The organism is Streptomyces sp. ISL-12 (assembly GCF_018614415.1).
Lineage (GTDB): Bacteria > Actinomycetota > Actinomycetes > Streptomycetales > Streptomycetaceae > Streptomyces.
This window is the reverse complement of the sequence record NZ_JAGGOO010000083.1, coordinates 32,797-50,100: the sequence shown is the minus strand read 5'-3', so window position 1 is coordinate 50,100 and position 17,304 is coordinate 32,797. Positions and strand designations below refer to the sequence as shown.

Below are 17,304 nucleotides of genomic sequence, written 5' to 3'. Positions count from 1 at the left end.
CTGCGCGTGGCGGGCGACGACGGCTGTGGGTTCGAGCGGTCGCGGCAGGACTCGGGCCGCGGTGGATGGCTTGGCCGATGTCGGTGCGAACGAGAGGGCGCGGGGCAGTGGGTGATGCCTTTCTCGGTGGATTACCGCGCGTCCCGGTACATGGTCGGCGTCATCGGGGATGCGGCCCGCAAGAAATCCATGAGCGACGGTTCATATGGAGCGGCCGCTGTCGTTCTTGTTCAGTACGGGCGGCAACGGTATTGCGATGCCGGCGATGGCCGTTGCGCGAGCGTAAGGGATGACCGGATCGCAACCGAGCCGGGCAGGGCGCACTGGTGCAATCACGACGGCCGTCGTTGACAGGGACGCCGCAAGAGCGGAATGGCGCACGGCGCCACGGACACGTGCCTTCAACAGGATCCCCCCTCTGTGGGCGTGCCCACTCGTCAGGTAATTCCCCTTGCGGTGATGGGTAACCACCCACGAAATAAGTGTGAAAATAAAATGATCAGGGATATCTCGTGGCGCATTCCCGCGGGAGGAAGGAACGAGGCAGGTGGTCGGTGTACGTACGGTCCCGACACGCGCCGTGCTCTCGAAGCGCGGCACGCCGCTGTCCTGGTCGGCCCCGGCCACCGAGCTGGACACAGTGGCGTGCAGGCGGAAGCCCCAGCCGTTCTCCATGAGCAGGCGTACGGCCCTCTCGAACTCCACCTCGTAGTCAGGGGCGTGTTCGGGGCGTGGCTGGGCGAAGTTCTCGAAGTCGGCCGCCGCCCAGGTGAGGCTCTCGCCGGCGCCGTCGGGGCGGAGCCACTCGTCGCCGTCCTTGGGCCGGACCACTTGTCCAGCACCGGCGCCTTGGCCAGGGCCGAGTACAGGATCAGGGCGCTCGGGGCGGCCAGGAGCATGCCCGTGGGTTCGCCGCCCCGTCCCGCACGATCTGCCCGCCGGGGGGCGGTCGCAGCCCACGGCCCGCAGGGCCGCCCGGTTGAGGATCGCGGACCGGTACGGGTGCAGGACGAAGACCGGGGTGTCCGGTGCGGCGGCGTTCAGTTCGGCGACGGTGGGCAGCCGGCGTTCGGCGGACTGCTCGGCCGACCAGCCGCCGACCACCCGCACCCACTGCCCCTCGGGCGTGCGCGCCGCCTGCTCGCGCAGCATGGCCAGGCCCTGCCTCAGGGTGCGCACGCCGTTCCGGCGCAGTTCGCGTACGTAGTCGAGGCCGCCGCGGATCACGTGCAGGCGGGCGTCGCCGAAGCCGGGGATCATCCTGCGGCGGAGCGCGTCGACCACCCGGGCGGCGGCGGGGCCGACCTGGTGGCCACGTCCTTGTCACCGCCGACGACGGTGATGACGCCGTCGCGCACGGTGATCCACTCGGCCTGCGGGAGGCGGGGATCACCGGTGTGGATCTCGGCGTTGCGGACGACGAGGTCCGCCGCGTCGTCGGTGGCGCGGGGAATCAGCCCGCCCACCGTCATCGTGGACACCTATCGACAACCTCCCGCGTGGCGTACAGCGTGGCAACCGCGTCGGGACCGCGCGCCCGAGCCGGACGGAACGCCGGCGAGGTGCACGAAGGTCCGTGCTGCGGCTGCTTCGCCAGTCACGCCATGCCGGTCGGTCCTGGCCCGGTTCCTGGTGAGCGCACCGCGTTGTGCCTGGCAGCGCACTGGGCACCACCGGGGCGACCGGCCCGACGGCACCGGCGTCCGGCCCGGAGGCGGGTGCCCTTCTCCACCCCGGGACAGAGGCCCGCTTCCTCCCGCAGGCCGACGAACCGGCTGTCGCCGGGCGGGATGCTGAGGTCATGTCGGCGACGGGGCACGGGCCGGTTCCGCTCCCACGCGACCTGCCGGTCCGCGCCGCACGTGGCCGCCGTGGCCGACCAGGTCCCGGCCCGCCGCTCGCCCCGGTCCCCTTCGCGTCCCGCTCCGCAACAGCCCGGCAGGGCAGGAAAGTGGTCCCGATGTCTGTCAACCTCACCGTCGTGATGGCCGTGGTCGTCGTGCTCGCCCTCGGCGCCGCCGCGTTCGCCCGGGGCCGCTGGTCCGGCCCCTGGTGGCTGCTGCTGATCGGCGCCGTGGTGGTCCACCCCCTCCGCATCCCACTGGACCGCGCGGAGGGCGTCCCTGACGGCTGGCTCCGGTGGGCCTTCCAGGCGGCGTGCGGCCTGCTCGTGGCCATCGTGCTCGCCCCGGTGTACCACCGGCTGCGCAGGCCGGGCGCCGAGGACGGGCAGGGGAGCGGCGAGGGCGGCACCCGTCCGGCCGACGCGCCGAACTCTCCGTCCTGACCGGCCCGGGGGCGAACAGCACGGTGAACCGACACCGTCCGTACGCCAGGCACCGGGAACAGCCGCCGGTGCCGGACGCGCCGGGCACGTCCCTTACGCTCGCACCCGACATGGAACCCCTGCGCACCTGGCTCCTCCCGGCCGCCCTCTCGCTCCCCAACACGGCGATCCTGGCCTTCCTGCTGCTGCCGAGTGGCGCGCCGCACGGCGTGCTGCTCCCCGCAGGCATGGCGGTCGCCCTCGTACTGCAACTCGTCGCGCTGGGACGGCGCCGCCGCGCCCCGCTGCAGGCGCTGGCCGGGACGCTGGCCGGCATGGTGCTCGGCGCGACGGCGGCCCCCGAACACTTCGGCGACCTCTGCGCGTTCGCCGCGGTGTACTCCGTGGCGGTGCGCCGCGGCGGCCGGGTCACCGTGCTCGCCACCGCCGCCGCCGTCGTGTGCGGGTGGCTGCCGGGCGCCCTGCGCGGCGGTTCCGTGACGGCGTTGCTGACCGACCTGGGGGTCACCGCCTCCCTGTTCGTGGCGTGCGCCGGTCTGGGCGCGGCGCGGCGGCAGTGGCTGGGCGGCCGGTGGGCGGCGGCCGGGCGGCTGGCCCGGGCCGAGGAGGAGCGGCGGCAGGCCGCCGACACCGAACGCCACCGGCTCGCCAGGGAACTGCACGACGTCAGCGCCCACCACCTCACCTCGGTGGTGGTCACGGTCGACGCGGCCCGCCGGCTCGGCGCCAAGCGGCCCGAACTCGTCGCCGAGGCCCTGGCGTTCGCCGCGCGCAACGGCCGGGAGACGCTCACCGCCCTGCACCGCCTGGCCACCGTCATGCGCGACACGCGGGCGGCCGACCCACGGCCGGTGAGCGGACGGCTGAGGGAACTGGTCGCCGCGTTCAGTCGTCTCGGCCGCCCCGTCGACGCCGACCTGCCCGACGACCTCGCCGGCCCGGCGGCCGAAGCCGCCCTCGCCATCGTCCGCGAAGCCCTCACCAACGCGCTGCGGCACGCCCCCGGCGCACCCGTGCGGGTCCGGATCCGGCGTACCGGCGAGACCCTCGCCCTGACGGTGGACAACGGCCCGCCGCGCGCCGCGCAGTTCGCGCGCGGGGCGCCCGTGCCGCCCGAGATCTCGGGGCGGCTGGCGGGTCTGACGCCCCGGGAGCGGGAGGTGCTGCTGCTGATCGCCTCCGGGCTGACCAACGCGGAGATCGGCGACCGGCTCGGCGTGACCACCGGAACGGTCAAGTCCCACGTCAACGCCCTGCTCACCAAACTCCGGTTGCGTGACCGGGTGCAGGCGACGATCCTCGCCTACGAAACGGGCCTGATCCGTCCGCGCGGTACGACCGACGACCCGGCCACCGTGGCGTGAACGGCCGCCGGGCGGCCAGAGGCGTCCGTGACCGGAGACAGCTCATGACCAGACCCGAGACAGCTCCAACCAGAGATGGAGACGTCTTTCCTGCCGGTGGCTGACGTCCCGCGCGGACGGCGACGGCAAGCTGTTGTACATGACAGAACCCGCTTCCCCGACCTCCCTTCCGTACCACCGGCTGGCCCGCCTCACCGGCCGTCACCGATGGTGGCGACCGCTGCTGGGGCTGCTGCTGATGGCCGGCGGCTGGCTGCTGCTGATCGTTGTCGTCGACACCGTGGCCTACGGCGTCGGCGAGGCGTCCGGCCGGCCGGAACGGCCCGACGGTTCGGTGGACTTCGGCCCGCTGCCCAACACCGCGCTGGACCTCTCGTACATCGCCCTCATGCTGCCCATGGCCCTGCTGGCCGCGCGCTGGACGGACCGCAGACCGGCCGGCAGTGTCTCGTCGGTGGCCGGACGGCTGCGCTGGGGCTGGCTGGCGCGCTGCCTGGCGCTCGCGGTCCCCGCCTCCATGGTGCTGCTCGCGGCGTCGTTCCTCCTCCCCGCAGGCGAAGAGGAGTCCTCCGCGGCGAACGAGTGGGTGGGGCTGCCGACGTTCCTCGTCTCGCTGGCGGTGCTGGCGGTGTTGGTGCCGTTGCAGGCGGCGGCCGAGGAGTACGTGTTCCGGGGCTGGCTGATGCAGGCGGTCGGCGGCTTCCTGCGCTCACCGTGGTGCGCGGTGCTGCCGCAGGCGGCGCTGTTCGCCGCCGCACACGGCTGGGGCACCCCGTGGGGCTTCGCCGACCTGCTGGTGTTCGGCCTGGTCGCGGGCTGGCTGACCGTGCGCACCGGGGGCCTGGAGGCCGCTGTCGCCCTGCACGTCCTCAACAACCTGATGGGTTTCGGCCTCGCCGCCGCCGTCGTCGACGGTCTGACCTCCGAAGAGACCGCCGCCGACCTGCCCTGGCAGATGGCCGCCGTCGACACCGCGACGATCCTGCTGTACGCCGCCGCGGTGCTGTGGCTCGCACGCCGCAACCCGCCGCAGCGCCTCGCGACCCCCCTGCCCGTGGCCCCCGCTCACCCGGTGCCGGCCTACGGCCTGCCGCAGTACCCGGCGCCCGTCGGGTATGCCGCCGGGCCGTACCCGGCGCCGACGGCCGGAACACCGTACGGCGCCGCGCACCTCCCGCCACCGCCCTACGGGCCCGACGCACCGGCCGCCCACCCGCCCGCCCACCGTCCCGCCGACGGGCGTCCGCCGCAGTGACCGCTCGTCAGGGCTGTCGTTGACGTGGCATGGGTGCGGGTCTCGCTGATGCCGGTTCGCGGGTGAGTGAACCGAACACCGTGCATCAGCGACAAGGCGACCCGTCCGCGCCGCGAGGCTTGTCCTGGAGGATGCGTGTCCGAGGCGAGTGAAAACGTACCGTTGTTCCTGGAGCGATCGGAGTTCGGCCCCGGACCCGGCCTGCTGAGGGCGAGGGACGAGGAAGGGGTCCGCCCGGTCGCGATGCCGATGGGACTCGAGGCGTGGCTGGTGACGCGGCTGCGCGACGTGCGGCAGGTGCTCGACGACCCGGTGCGGTTCAGCAACGCCCACGACGGTCTGCTGCGTCCGGCCGGGGCATCGCCCCGGACCGAGGAGGCGGCCGCGGCGCGGGCGGGCAACCTGCTGGCCTGCGACCCGCCTGAGCACACCCGCTTGCGACGGATGCCCGCCCCGGCCTTCTCGGCGGGCCGGATGCGGGCGATGCTGCCGGCCGTCCGGCAGATCGTGGAGGAGCGGCTGGACGCGCTGGAGCGATCGGGGCCGCCCGCCGACCTGATGGCGGAGCTGGCCCTGCCGCTGCCGTCGCTGGTGCTCTACGAGCTGCTGGGCGTACCCCACGCGGACCGCGAGGAGCTGGCACAGCGCGCCGGCCTGATGCTGGCGGAGCCGGCCGCCGGCGACCGGTGGCTTCAGATGCAGGCGCGGTGGCGCCAGTACCTGGCGGCTCTGGTGGCCCGGGCGCGGACCGACCCGGGGACGGGCCTGCTGAGCACGCTGGTACGGCAACACGGCCAGGAGGTGACCACCGAGGAACTGGTGGGCATGATCGACCTGGTGGTGCTGGCCGGCCACGAAACCACCGCCCACATGCTGGGGATGGCGGTGTGTGCCCTGCTGCACCACCCCGATCAGCTGGAGCTGCTGCGCGCGCGGCCCCACCTGATCGACACCGCCGTCGAGGAGCTGCTCCGCTGGCTGAGCATCGTGAACTCCGGCAGTGCCAAGGTCACCACGGCGGAGGTGGAGATCGGCGGCCGTCGCATCGGCCCGGGCCGGCTGGTGATCTGCTCGCTGCCCGCCGCCAACCGGGATCCCCAGCTGGTGGCGGACCCGGACCGGCTCGACATCACCCGCGGTGCTCCCGGCCACCTGGCCTTCGGGCACGGCGTCCACTACTGCCTGGGTGCTCCGTTGGCCAGGATGGAGCTGCGCGTGGTGATCCCCGCTCTGCTGGAGCGCTTTCCCGGCTTGCGCGCCACAGCCGGGCCGGACTTCGGCAATCGGCACGCCGTGTACGGCTTGCGCTCCCTGCCGGTGACGTGGTGAGCCGTCGCGTCACCGCCCGGCCCTCGGGCATCGAGGGCGATCTCACCGCCCGGAGACGCGTCCCCTCGCCGGGTCCCTGACGCCGCGCCCCGGCCGTGTGGCGTCGCCTCTCATCCGGAGGCCAGACTCCGCAGGGAGGCGCGCCAGCGAAGGTGGAGCTGATCGAGCCCGGGTACCGCCGCGTCCGTCACGAAGCACGCCCCCGCGGAGTCACGGCAGGACATCAGGGCAACGGACAGGGGGGTGCCGTCCAGCGCGCACGCCACCGGCAGGACCCGGGTGACGGGCGCGCCGTGGAAGGCCAGCCCGCCGCGCAGGGCTACGTGGCTGGCGCTCACGCCGGCCCGGGTCGGGTCCTGGGCGACGCGGTGCAGCGCCGTGACCAGCCAGGCGGGCAGCATCGCGTCGTTGCGGCGCAGTGCCTCGCGAAGCACCGGTGACTTCAGCGGCGCGGTGACCCGGGCGGTGCGCCGCAGACACTGGGCGGGGGAGAGGCCGGCGGTGGCGACCCTGAGGGGCAGGACCGTGGTGCGGTTGCCGGGCATGCCCACTTCTCCGGGACGCCGGATGCTGACGGGGACGTCCATGCGGATGCCGGAGGCCGTCTCGGTGCCCTGCTCGGCGGCCCACCGCGTCACGGCGTGGGCCAGGGCGGCCAGATAGACGTCGTTGCGTGTGACACCGTTCGATCGGGCCGCCTCCGTCAGCCAGGCGGACGGCACCTCGGCCCAGCGGAAGACCCGATCGCCCGAGAAACGGTCCCGGTCACGGCCCCAGAACTGCTCCTTGCGCATCATCGTGGCCGTAGCGGCCGCCATGCGACCGCGGTCGCCCATCGTGGCGCGCACGGGTTCTTCGAAGCCCGCGAAGCAGGTGCGGGACCTGACCTCCGCGTCCTCGGCGAACAGGGTTTCCAGCGTGTGCAGCATGCCGCTCCCGTCCTGCAGAGCGTGATGCACCCGGTACAGGAGGGCGTACTGCCCGGCGGCGTGACCGTGGAGCAGCCACAGGCGCCACGGCGGGGCGGACACCGGCAGCGGGGCTCGGACCAGGCGTTGCAGGGCATCGTGCAGAGCGGCGGTTCCCGGGGGCAGCTCGATCTCGGCGAGGTGCTCCGACACGTCGACGCGGGTGGTCCTCCACACCGCGCCGCCCGGCGGCAGGTAGCAGGTCAGAGCGGGCAGCAGGGGCAGCCGCGAGGCGAGGTGCGCGGCCACGTCCTGGGGTGCGGGCGGCTCGCCTTCGAAGTGGAGCACGGTGCCGATACGGGGCCGCGTGTCAGGACCGGACGACAGACGGTGGAACAGTCGATCGAGCGGTACCGCTCGCAGGCGGTGGCTGTTGCCCTTGCCCATGTCTCCTACAGTGCGTGATGGTCGTGCGGACGGCTTCTCGCCGGTGCCTGGGCGGCCATGCGAGGTATGCCCCCCTGAGGCCGCGGTTTCACGTCATCCGCTCAGCCGTCGGACCGGGCAGGCCACCGGTTCCGCGGGCCGTGGCCCCTTGCGGCCCGGTGGGCACTCCCCTCACAGGTGCCCCTGCGTGGCGGGACGGTCACCATGAGCGTTCAATCGCAAGTGTGTGGTCTGCCTCCACGAAGACCCACGTCCTTGCGGGTTCTCCGCCGACGGCGGCGCGGTGCCCGTCCATGACGAGCTTTGAGGATGTGCCATGTCACCGCAGCATCACCAGGCTGAACCGGCCCTCTCCCCCGCGGGGACGAGGCCGGCTCTGGGCGAGCCTCCGGCCGTCGGCCTCGTCGGCGAGGATCCGGGCGAGCGGGACACCGCCCGGTCGGCGGCGCGCGCGGTGACACTCGCCGCCGACCGCCTGCTGTCCTCGCAGAGCCCCGAAGGATGGTGGAAGGGCGACTTCGAGACCAACGTCACGATGGACGCCGAGGACCTGCTGCTCCGTGAGTTCCTCGGCATCCGCACCTCGGAGCAGACCCAGGCGACCGCCGCGTGGATCCGCGCCAAGCAGCGACCGGACGGCACCTGGGCCACCCACCCCGACGGGGCGGCCGATCTGTCCACCACCATCGAGGGCTACATCGCCCTGCGGCTGGCCGGTGACGACCCGCGGGCACCGCACATGGCCGCCGCCTCCGCCTGGGTGCGCGAGCACGGAGGTGTGGCCCGCTCCCGGGTGTTCACCCGCATCTGGCTGGCACTGTTCGGATGGTGGCGCTGGGAAGACCTGCCCGACCTCCCCCCGGAAGTGATCCTCCTGCCCGCCTGGGCACCGCTCAACCTGTACTCCTTCAGTTGCTGGGCCCGCCAGGCCATCGTCCCGCTGACGATCGTCTGCGCCCACCGGCCCACCGCCCCGGCCCCGTTCACCATCGACGAACTGCACACCGACCCCGCGCGCCCCAACCCGCCCCGCCCCCGGGCACCCCTGACCACCTGGGAGGGCGTCTTCCAACGCCTGGACGGCGCACTGCACCGCTGGCACGCCGTCGCTCCGCCCGCACTGCGCCGCGCGGCGATCCGCGCCGCCGTCACCTGGATCATCCGGCGGCAGGAGGCCGACGGCTGCTTCAACGGCATCCAGCCGCCGCTGGTCTACTCGATCATCGCGCTGCGGCTGTGCGGCTTCAGCCTGAACCACCCCGTCCTGCGGTCGGCCCTGGAAGCGTCGGAGGCGTTCACCGTGCGCACCCCCGACGGGAGACGGTGGGTGGAGTCCTGCCAATCGCCGGTGTGGGACACCTGCCTGGCCGTCACCGCCCTGACCGACGCCGGCCTGGCGCCCGACAACCCGGCCCTGGTCAAAGCCGCCGACTGGCTGCTGGCCAAGGAGGTCACGGCGCGGGGCGACTGGTCGGTACGCCGCCCCCGTCTGGCCCCCGGCGGATGGGCGTTCGGCTTCCACAACCGCAACTACCCCGACACCGACGACACCGCCGAAGTGGTCCTCGCCCTGCGCCGCGTCCAGCACCCCCGGCCGGACCGGGTGGCGGCGGCGATCGGCCGGGCGGTGTCATGGAACCTCGGCATGCAGTCGAAGTGCGGCGGCTGGGGCGCCTACGACGCCGACAACACCAGCCGCTGGCCCGCGCGGCTGCCGTTCTGCGACTTCGGCGAGGTCACCGACCCGCCGTCGGCGGATGTGACCGCGCACGTGGTGGAGATGCTCGCCGATGTCGGACGGGCCGGCGAGGCGGCCACCCGCCGCGGCGTCGACTGGCTGCTGCGCCACCAGGAGAGCGACGGTTCCTGGTACGGCCGCTGGGGAGTCAACCACGTGTACGGTACCGGCGCCGTCCTGCCCGCCCTCGTCGCCGCGGGTGTGCCGCCCCGTCACCCGGCGGTCCGCCGGGGTGTGCGGTGGCTCGTGGACCACCAGAACCCCGACGGCGGGTGGGGGGAGAAGTGGGAGTCCTACACCGACCCCGCCTGGCGCGGGCGCGGTCCCTCCACGGCCTCCCAGACCGCCTGGGCGCTGCTGGGTCTGCTCGCCGCCGGACAACACGACCGTGCGGAGGTGGCCGCAGGCGTGCGCTGGCTGGCCCGCACCCAGCGCGAGGACGGCTGCTGGGACGAACCCGAGTACACGGGGACCGGCTTTCCCGGAGACCTGCCGCTCAACTACCACCTGTACCGGCTGGTGTTCCCGCTCAGCGCACTGGGCCGCTATCTGACGGCCGTAGGACACGGAGCCGGCGCCCAGGCGCATGTGCGGACCATCACCGTGCCGACGGGTACGTGAAGCAGGACCCTCTCTTCCCCTCCGCCGCCGTCGACGTGGAGTACTGTCGTGGACCCGACCGAGCAGCGCGCAGAAACACCATCCGACGAGTGCTCCGCAGAGGGCTTCGCCGTCGCCCCACCGGCCACCACCGCCGGCTCGGCCGCCCCCCTGGTGTCAGGATCTCTTCCCCTGCTGGGGCACATGCCCGCTTTCATGCGTGACGCCACCGCCGTTCTGGAGCGCGGGTACGCCGAACACGGGAGGCTGTTCCGGCTGAACCTCGCCGGCGTACCCGCGGTCGTCCTGCTGGACCCCGAACACCGCGGTGACATCATGACCCTGCCGGAGGAGACGCTGTCCATCGCCGCCTCCTACCCGTTCCTGCGGACCATGTTCGGGTCCGACTTCTACTTCATGGCCCCCACCCCGGAGTACCGGCGCCAGCGCGAGTTGTACGTGCCCGTCTTCCGGGCCGGTGCCCTCCACAGCTACCTGCCCGTGATGGAAAGACACACCCAGGAACTGATCCGTCGGCTGGGTGACAGAGGTGAAGTGGAACTCGTCCGCATGTGCGCCGAATTGAACCTGCGCGTCATCGCCGACACCTTTTTCGGTGAGGAGTTCGGCCACCGCCTCGTCGGCGCCCTGGACGAGTTCGAGGACTTCTCCGCCAACGTCAGCTTCCTCCTGCCCCCTTGGCTGCGCCCCCTGCGGTCACGGCGCAGCCGCAAGGCCCGCCGGCGCCTGCACGTCATCGTCCTGGACTGTCTCGCCCAGCGGCGCGCGCGTCCGAAGACGGAACCGGACTTCCTCCAGTCCCTGTGCCAGAGCCGCTACGCCGACGGAACGGCCGTACCGGACAGCTCCACCGTCCACCAGGCCCTCGGTCTGGTGTGGGCCGCCCGGGAGACCACCGCCGGGCAACTGGCGTGGAGCCTCGCCGATCTGCTGACCCATCCCCAATACCAAGCCGCCCTCCTGGCTGAACAACGCGAGCACGTGCCGGCCGGGCAGCCGCTCACCATGGAGGCGATGCATGCCCTCACCCACCTCGACCACCTGATGTACGAGTCCGAGCGGCTGCACCCGCTGGCCATCCTGATCGCCCGTAAAGCGATGCGTCACCTGCGCATCGGCCCGTGCCGCATCCGCCGCGGCACCATGGTCCTCACCTCGCCGTACCTCACTCACCGACTGCCCGAGGAATGGCCCGACCCGCAAGCGTTCCGTCCCGAGCGCTACGAGCGGGATCCCAGGGCCGCCCGGAACCTGCTGGGGTTCGGCTCGGGCATCCACCGCTGCCTCGGCCAAGGCTACGCCCGCCTGGAAACCAAGGTTTTCCTCACTCTCCTGTTGCGCCGCTACCACATGGAACTGCTCGACACCCCGACACCCGTGAGCGGCTTGTCCCCCCGGGGCCTGGCCGCGCCGTGCCGTATCCGCTACAGACTCCGCGACCTCGCTTGAGGCGGACCTGCGGTGGGGCGATCCGGAGGGTCAATTACTCGTTGAAACATGCGAGTTGGGGAAGGCGGGCGGGTGGTCGCAGGGCTTAGGATCCACGGTGAGCGCCAGCATGGTGATCTCCACCGGAGCATGTGAGGGGAACCCCGCGATGAGCGAGAACGGCCACTCGGAGACGTCCGCACCAGGCTCGTCGTGGGCACTGGTGACCGGTTCGACCAGCGGGATCGGCCGTGCGACGGCGGTCGGCCTGGCCCAGGACGGGTACTCGGTCATCGTCACGGGCCGGGACCGGGACCGGGCCGTCGAGACACGCCGAGACATCGAGGCGGCGGGTGGCCACGCGATCGAGCTGGTCGCCGACCTGGGTGATCCGGCGGCTGTGCGCGGCCTGGTCACGCGGATACGGGAGGCCGTCGACGGCCCGCTCGACGTCCTGGTGCACAACGCCGGTGGCGGAGGCTTCGCGCCGACCGAGTCCACTCCGGAGGAGATGTTCGACGCCGCCTTCAACCTCCACGCCAAAGCGCCGTTCCTCCTGACGGGCGCCTTCGCCCCGGCCATGGCCGAGCGCGGCCGGGGGGCCATCGTCAACGTAGGGAGCCTGAGCACCTCGATGGCGGCTGCCGGCACGTGCGCCTTCCAGGCCTCGAAGGCGGCGTTGTCCATGATGACCAAGTCGTGGACGGCGGAGTACGGTCCCCGAGGGGTGCGGGTCAACTCCGTCGACCCCGGCTTCATCCTCACCCCGGTGAACGAGGGTGTCCGCCACATGTACGGAACCTACCTCGCCTCGCTGCCGGCGGGACGGGGCGGAGACGCGGAGGACGTCGCGAACGCTGTCCGCTTCCTTGTGTCACCCAAGGCGTCCTACATCAACGGCGCGACACTGACGGTGGACGGCGGCAAGACGGCTGTCGTGGCCATGTGACGGTCAGCACCGCGTCCCGCGAGACAGGGCCCGGGGCACCCGAACGGATTGCCGGGAAAACCGCTTTTCACAGGGCAGTGTCCTCCGACCGGCCTACCCCGTTGTCACCACGTACCAGCTGTGACGTACCGGTGAAAGCGATGAGGATGGCGCACATGACGAACGGGTGCAGGCGCGTTGTGCTGACGCTCTGCTGCGGGCTGATGGTGGCGGGAGCGGGAGGGACGGCTCACGCGGACAGCAACGACAACCTGGCCGACCCGCCGATGACCTGCGGTGCGGGGCCGCTCTCGGTGAGCACCGAGGGGCAGTCGTGCGTCACGGACCAGCAGGTCGACCAGCAGATGGTCAAGCACCACAGCAAGAGCGCCGACCTCGTCGACTTCGCCGACGTGATCACGCCGGTCGACGGCCTGGTGCCTTGAGCATTCCGTCTTCCGCCGCCCGGGCCGGAGAAGCCGGGGCGGGCGTTCCCGTTCAGTTCAGGAGTTCATCGATGCGTACCCGTCAGTTCGTCGGAGCCGCGGCCCTGGCCGCGGGGGTGCTGGTGCTGCCCGCCGCGGGAGGGGCTACGGCGGACACCAACATCAACACCCACAGTCCGTCGATGCTGTGTGACACCGGACCGGCGGCCGCCACCACCGCTCACAGCTCGTGCGAGGCGCGGCAGAAGGTGAAGCAGGGCGTGCTGAAGACCCACACCGAGGACGTCGACCTGGTCAACCGGCTCGACGTCGCCGTCCCGGCCGCCCTGGGAGCCTGAGATGGCGGCAGGACGCCCCAGGGGTGTGATGCGTACGGCCGGCCTGTCGCTCACGGCGCTCGCCGCCGTGCTGGCGAACGGGACGGAAGCCGCGGCCGACTCCAACCAGACCGAGCAGAAACCGGTGATGCTCTGCAACATCGTGCTGCTCTCGCCCGGGGCCCAGGTAGGCGACGGATGCCGGGCCCTGCAGGCCAGCGGGCAGAGCATCGTGAAGGAGGACAGCGTCAGCCACACGCTGGTCGACTTCATCGGCGTCCGTCCGACCGCGTTGTGACGGAGCCGTCCGGCCCGCCGGGCACCGCCCGTCCGGGACGTGCCGGGGGAGTGACTCCGGCCGGTCCCGGCGGGCCGACCGGTCCGTCAGGAGACGGACGCGGCGCAGGCCCGGACGGTGTCCCAGGCCCGGCGGACGGTCGTCTCGTCGGCGTACGGGGAACCCAGGGCCGCGCGGAGCACCGGCCGGCCGTCCACGGTGGCGGGCGTGCACAGGACCTCCGGTTTCCCGGTGAGGCGCCGGGTGATGTCCCGGGTCACCTCGTCGGTCTCCGCGCGCAGCACGACGAGCCCCAGCCGGTGGGCCACGAGACGGAAACCGGGCTCCCGCTCGACCAGGGAGGCGAGCAGGGCGGCGAGCCGGACGTCGCGCCGGATCACCTCCCGCAGTCCCTCCAGCCCGTGGGCGCGCAGCACGTACCAGAGCTTCAGGGCCCGCATCGGGCGGCCGAGCGGAACCTGCCAGTCCTTGAAGTCGACGACCTGCCCCGAGTCGGTGGCGTCGTTGCGCAGATAGGAGGAGGTCGCGCCGAGGGCGTCGGTCAGGTCCTTGCGGTCGGCGACCCACAGGACGTCGCACGGAATGCCGGTGCGCATCCACTTGTGGGCGTTGACGGCGTAGGAGTCCGCGAGGTCCGACTCGGCATCCCCCGCCCGCAGTTCGGGGCAGAGCGCCGCGCTGCCCGCGTAGGCGGCGTCGACGTGCAGCCAGACGCCGCGCTCCCGGCAGACGGCACCGATCCGGGGTACCGGGTCGATGGCGCAGGTGGCGGTGGTGCCCACGGTCGCGACGACGGCGGCGGGCACCAGACCCGCGGCCCGGTCGGCGTCGAGGCGGTCGGCCAGGGCGGCCGGGTCCATGCTGTGCGTGCCGGGGACGGTCGGAACGAGGACGGGTTCGCCGGCGCCCGCGACGCGGACCACCTTGGGCACACTGTGGTTGGCCTGGTCCGTGCAGTAGACGCGCAGCCGGCCCTCCGTCCCGTGCTCGCGCCACCGGCCACCGGAGGCGCGGTGCAGGGCGGCGGCCACGGCGACCAGCGCGGCCGACGACGCCGAGTCCTGGATCACGCCGCCGCCCTGCCCGGACGCGTGCGTGAACCGGGACGGCAGGCCCAGGGCACGGGCGAGCCAGTCGCACACCCGCTGTTCCAGCTCCGTGGCGGCGGGCGACGTCGACCACATCATGCCCTGTACACCCAGACCCGCCGTGACCAGCTCGGCCAGTACGGAGGCGGGCGAGTTGTTGGCCGGGAAGTAGCCCAGGAAGTTCGGGTGCTGCCAGTGCACCAACTGCGGCACGATCGTGCGCCAGGTGTCCTCCAGGATGCCGGCCAGGTCCTCGCCCTGCTCGGGCGCCGTCTCCGGAAGCGCCTTGAGCGTGGTGCCCGGTGGACCGGGCGGCACCACGGGGAGTTCGCAGGAGGCCAGGGCCCGCCAGTGGTCGGCCAGGCGGCCGGCCGCGTCAGCCGCGGCGGTCTGAAAAGCGCGCTCGTTCATGTGCGGAAGTTAGACGCGCGACCTCCCAGGCCCACCCCCATGGAGTCATGATCACTCGTACGAGCCCCGTGTGGCTGCCCCCGCCCGAACTGCTGCCCGACGCTCGTTCGGCACTGCGTGCCGCGGCGGAGGAACTCCCCGCTCCGGGCGACGGCCACGGGACGGGCCCCGGCGCCGACCCCCGTCCCGGGGACGCCGAACCCCTCGCAGACCCCAGGGAGGCCGTGTACGACGCGCACTTCGGTGTGACCCGTACCTCCCGCGACCCGGCGCGCACCCTGCTGAGGGCACTGCTGCGGACCACGGCCGAGGCAAGTGCCTGGGTCCGCGCCGACGACCGGGCCGCCCTGCACACGGCGCTGACCGTCTGCGGGGCGAGCGCACCCGACCCCGCCGACGCACCGGCCGGGATTCCGACGGCCCGCTGGAGGGCGGGGCACCGGCTGTTCCTCGCGCTCACCGCCGCCACCGTCGTCGCCCTGCGGGACGCCACCGCCCGGCCTGCGGGACGTCACCCCGGGCCGGGCGCGACCCGGGACGCGGCCGTCCTGCTCCGGGCGAGTGCGGCCGCCATGGAAGCGACCGCGTCCTTCACCCCGCACGCCTACGAGACAGAGGTACGGCCGTCGATGGAACCGCCCGCGGAGCGGGACGGCTTCTCGGGGCTGTGGTCCGCCGACCACCGGGCCCTCGTACGGCAGTTGGGGATCTGGGGCAGGGCCCACGCCGACGCCTGCCCCGCGGGCTGTGTCGTGGGAGGTGTGCTCCATGCCGCCCTGGCGGACGTGCACGCCGCTCACCACGGCATCTGCGCCCGCTTCGTCGGCCACGGCCCCTCCCTGCTGGGGACCGGCGCCGACGCCCTGCACACCCTGGACCGCCTGGCCGCCTCCCGCGGCAGGCTGCTGCGGCCGGACGCCGCCCCGCCGCCCTTGCCCCACCGTTGCGAAGCCGCCGCCACCCGGAGGAGCTGATCGTGCGCCCGAACGCCCCGTCACCCGCCCGGTCCGGACCCGCGTCCGCCGCCCTTCCTCCCGTACGGGAACCGGACGGACCCCGCCCGGTCACGCTGGAAGGCGTCGCGGCCGACGAGGGGACGGCTCACCTGGAACGGCTGGCCGACGAGATCGTCTTCCTCGACCGCTCCGCGTTCCTGCCTGCCTCCTGCCGCCCCGCCACCGGACTGGTACGGCACGAGCCCGTCTCCCCACTGCTGACGGCTCCGCCCCCGCCGCGGCCCGCACACCGCACCGGCGGGCGGACGGTCGCCGTCGCCTTCGCCCCCGAACACGGTGACCACGCGCGAGCCTGGGCCCGGCAGCACGGCTGCCCGCTGCTCGCCCCGCCCGCCGGCATCACCGCCCGCGCCTCCGACAAGATCGACTCGTTGGACCTGCTGGCCGAGGCGGGCGTCACCGTCCCCGAGCACGTGGTCGTCCCGGCGCAGCGGTCGCCGTCGGCCGCCGTCCACTGGCCGGACGGCTGGGACGCCGCGGTGCTCCAGCGCCGGGAGAACAACCTGGCGGGCCGCGGCACCGTCCCCGTCGACACACCGGACGCGCTGCCCGCGGCCCTGGACGCGTGGGCCGGCCACACCCTGCGGCTCAGCCGGCGCGTGCCCGGACTGCCGCTGACCGTCAGCGCCTGCGCGGGAGCGGACCGGACCGTCGTATCCGCCGTCTCCCACCAGCTCGTCGGCCTGCCGGAACTGACCCCCGGATGGGGTACCCACTGCGGCAACCAGCTCCTGGACGGCTCCGACCTGCCCGCCCCGCTCCTCACCCGCGTCCGGGACACCGCCCGTGCCGTCGGCGACGTGCTGCGACGGTACGGCTTCCGGGGCGTCTTCGGCCTCGACCTCGTCGTCGACGGCGGGACGCCCGTGGTCATCGAGATCAACCCGCGCTTCCAGACGGTGGCGTCCCTGGCCCAGGCGGCCGAGGCCGCCGCCGGACTGCTGCCCCTGCTGGGGCTGCACGTACTGGCCTGCCTGCTGCCCGAACTGCCTCCCGTCCGCGCCATGACGTGCCCGGTACCGAGGCTCGCCCAGCTGGTTGTGCACGCCCGGCGGCCCGGCAACGTCACGGGTCTGCCTCGCCCCGGCCATTACCGGCTGACGGGAGAGGGGCCCCTCGAACTGCTCGGACCGTTCGAGGGGACCGGCACCCTCGACGAGACGGCTCTGCCGGATCCCCTCCCACGGCAGGGGGCCGGGACGGCCCTGCTCTGGCCGCACGCCTCCCCGGGGCCTGTGCTGCCCGGCGACGAACTCGTGCTGGTGCAGACCGGCCACCACCTCTGCGACGTGTCCCCGCGACCCGCCCTCGGCCCCTGGGGCCGGTCCTGGACCGAACGACTCCTCACGCAGGAGATCCGGACCACGACAGGTGATCCCGTATGACCCACGACGCCCCGTCCACCGGCACAGGCTCCGCGGCC

At 73.2% G+C, this 17,304-nt stretch carries 16 protein-coding genes; 12 read left to right on the top strand and 4 right to left on the bottom strand.

Annotated features, from left to right (window positions below; genetic code table 11):
* Positions 1-201 precede the first annotated feature (201 nt).
* Positions 202-1,284: an amidohydrolase family protein gene (locus J7I94_RS39575; RefSeq protein ID WP_374198413.1), complete on the bottom strand. Its 1,083-nt coding sequence runs from the start codon at positions 1,282-1,284 to the stop codon at positions 202-204.
* Positions 1,257-1,481 carry a hypothetical protein gene (locus tag J7I94_RS39570; protein WP_374198412.1) on the bottom strand — a complete coding sequence of 75 codons (225 nt, stop codon included), beginning with the start codon at positions 1,479-1,481 and terminating at the stop codon, positions 1,257-1,259. Before J7I94_RS39570 ends, J7I94_RS39575 begins: the two co-directional genes overlap by 28 nt.
* 479 nt (positions 1,482-1,960) lie before the next feature.
* Between J7I94_RS39570 and J7I94_RS23150 the strand changes: the two genes are divergently transcribed.
* The 4 genes from J7I94_RS23150 (at position 1,961) to J7I94_RS23135 (ending at position 6,235) form a co-directional block, all read left to right on the top strand.
* The gene (locus J7I94_RS23150; protein WP_215169560.1) at positions 1,961-2,287 is read left to right on the top strand and encodes a hypothetical protein; all 327 of its coding nucleotides are present in this window, start codon (positions 1,961-1,963) and stop codon (positions 2,285-2,287) included.
* 110 nt (positions 2,288-2,397) lie between these two features.
* On the top strand, positions 2,398-3,651 hold the full coding sequence (locus J7I94_RS23145; RefSeq protein WP_215169558.1) for a hybrid sensor histidine kinase/response regulator transcription factor: 1,254 nt from the start codon (positions 2,398-2,400) through the stop codon (positions 3,649-3,651).
* A 139-nt stretch (positions 3,652-3,790) separates the two neighbouring features.
* The gene (locus tag J7I94_RS23140) at positions 3,791-4,906 is read left to right on the top strand and encodes a CPBP family intramembrane glutamic endopeptidase (protein ID WP_215169556.1); all 1,116 of its coding nucleotides are present in this window, start codon (positions 3,791-3,793) and stop codon (positions 4,904-4,906) included.
* A gap of 243 nt (positions 4,907-5,149) precedes the next feature.
* Positions 5,150-6,235, top strand: coding sequence for a cytochrome P450 (locus J7I94_RS23135; RefSeq protein WP_251075585.1), 1,086 nt, complete (start codon positions 5,150-5,152; stop codon positions 6,233-6,235).
* Positions 6,236-6,345: 110 nt separating this feature from the next.
* On the opposite strand, the gene J7I94_RS23130 is transcribed toward J7I94_RS23135, so the two are convergent.
* Positions 6,346-7,590, bottom strand: coding sequence for a wax ester/triacylglycerol synthase domain-containing protein (locus J7I94_RS23130; protein WP_215169553.1), 1,245 nt, complete (start codon positions 7,588-7,590; stop codon positions 6,346-6,348).
* 316 nt (positions 7,591-7,906) lie between these two features.
* Between J7I94_RS23130 and shc the strand changes: the two genes are divergently transcribed.
* The 6 genes from shc (at position 7,907) to J7I94_RS23100 (ending at position 13,366) form a co-directional block, all read left to right on the top strand.
* Positions 7,907-9,949 carry a squalene--hopene cyclase gene (gene shc / locus J7I94_RS23125; protein ID WP_215169551.1) on the top strand — a complete coding sequence of 681 codons (2,043 nt, stop codon included), beginning with the start codon at positions 7,907-7,909 and terminating at the stop codon, positions 9,947-9,949.
* A 48-nt stretch (positions 9,950-9,997) separates the two neighbouring features.
* Complete coding sequence (locus J7I94_RS23120; RefSeq protein ID WP_308114665.1) at positions 9,998-11,398, top strand: cytochrome P450; 1,401 nt, start codon at positions 9,998-10,000, stop codon at positions 11,396-11,398.
* A gap of 148 nt (positions 11,399-11,546) precedes the next feature.
* A complete protein-coding gene (locus J7I94_RS23115) occupies positions 11,547-12,326 on the top strand; it encodes an SDR family NAD(P)-dependent oxidoreductase (RefSeq protein ID WP_215169547.1) in 780 nt (259 codons plus the stop codon).
* A gap of 155 nt (positions 12,327-12,481) precedes the next feature.
* Complete coding sequence (locus J7I94_RS23110) at positions 12,482-12,751, top strand: hypothetical protein (RefSeq protein ID WP_215169544.1); 270 nt, start codon at positions 12,482-12,484, stop codon at positions 12,749-12,751.
* Between the two features lie 71 nt (positions 12,752-12,822).
* Positions 12,823-13,089, top strand: coding sequence for a hypothetical protein (locus tag J7I94_RS23105; RefSeq protein WP_215169542.1), 267 nt, complete (start codon positions 12,823-12,825; stop codon positions 13,087-13,089).
* Positions 13,090-13,114: 25 nt separating this feature from the next.
* Positions 13,115-13,366, top strand: a complete 252-nt coding sequence (locus tag J7I94_RS23100) for a hypothetical protein (protein ID WP_215169540.1) — start codon at positions 13,115-13,117, stop codon at positions 13,364-13,366.
* Between the two features lie 86 nt (positions 13,367-13,452).
* Here the strand turns inward: J7I94_RS23100 and J7I94_RS23095 are convergent, their stop codons facing one another.
* Positions 13,453-14,865 carry a pyridoxal-dependent decarboxylase gene (locus J7I94_RS23095; protein WP_215169538.1) on the bottom strand — a complete coding sequence of 471 codons (1,413 nt, stop codon included), beginning with the start codon at positions 14,863-14,865 and terminating at the stop codon, positions 13,453-13,455.
* Positions 14,866-14,912: 47 nt separating this feature from the next.
* On the opposite strand from J7I94_RS23095, the gene J7I94_RS23090 reads away from it, so the two are divergent.
* Both J7I94_RS23090 and J7I94_RS23085 read left to right on the top strand, forming a co-directional pair.
* Positions 14,913-15,839 (top strand): hypothetical protein, encoded by a 927-nt coding sequence (locus J7I94_RS23090; protein ID WP_215169536.1) that lies wholly within the window; start codon positions 14,913-14,915, stop codon positions 15,837-15,839.
* A gap of 2 nt (positions 15,840-15,841) precedes the next feature.
* Positions 15,842-17,266: an ATP-grasp domain-containing protein gene (locus J7I94_RS23085; RefSeq protein WP_215169534.1), complete on the top strand. Its 1,425-nt coding sequence runs from the start codon at positions 15,842-15,844 to the stop codon at positions 17,264-17,266.
* The last annotated feature ends 38 nt before the right edge of the window (positions 17,267-17,304 follow it).

Excerpts from the sequence above, each read along its gene's own strand:
- J7I94_RS23150 (WP_215169560.1), top strand. The coding sequence starts at position 1,961 with ATGTCTGTCAACCTCACCGTCGTGATGGCCGTGGTCGTCGTGCTCGCC.
- J7I94_RS23145 (WP_215169558.1), top strand. The coding sequence starts at position 2,398 with ATGGAACCCCTGCGCACCTGGCTCCTCCCGGCCGCCCTCTCGCTCCCC.
- J7I94_RS23140 (WP_215169556.1), top strand. The coding sequence starts at position 3,791 with ATGACAGAACCCGCTTCCCCGACCTCCCTTCCGTACCACCGGCTGGCC.
- J7I94_RS23135 (WP_251075585.1), top strand. The coding sequence starts at position 5,150 with ATGCCGATGGGACTCGAGGCGTGGCTGGTGACGCGGCTGCGCGACGTG.
- J7I94_RS23130 (WP_215169553.1), bottom strand. The coding sequence starts at position 7,590 with ATGGGCAAGGGCAACAGCCACCGCCTGCGAGCGGTACCGCTCGATCGA.
- shc (WP_215169551.1), top strand. The coding sequence starts at position 7,907 with ATGTCACCGCAGCATCACCAGGCTGAACCGGCCCTCTCCCCCGCGGGG.
- J7I94_RS23115 (WP_215169547.1), top strand. The coding sequence starts at position 11,547 with ATGAGCGAGAACGGCCACTCGGAGACGTCCGCACCAGGCTCGTCGTGG.
- J7I94_RS23110 (WP_215169544.1), top strand. The coding sequence starts at position 12,482 with ATGACGAACGGGTGCAGGCGCGTTGTGCTGACGCTCTGCTGCGGGCTG.
- J7I94_RS23105 (WP_215169542.1), top strand. The coding sequence starts at position 12,823 with ATGCGTACCCGTCAGTTCGTCGGAGCCGCGGCCCTGGCCGCGGGGGTG.
- J7I94_RS23095 (WP_215169538.1), bottom strand. The coding sequence starts at position 14,865 with ATGAACGAGCGCGCTTTTCAGACCGCCGCGGCTGACGCGGCCGGCCGC.
- J7I94_RS23090 (WP_215169536.1), top strand. The coding sequence starts at position 14,913 with ATGATCACTCGTACGAGCCCCGTGTGGCTGCCCCCGCCCGAACTGCTG.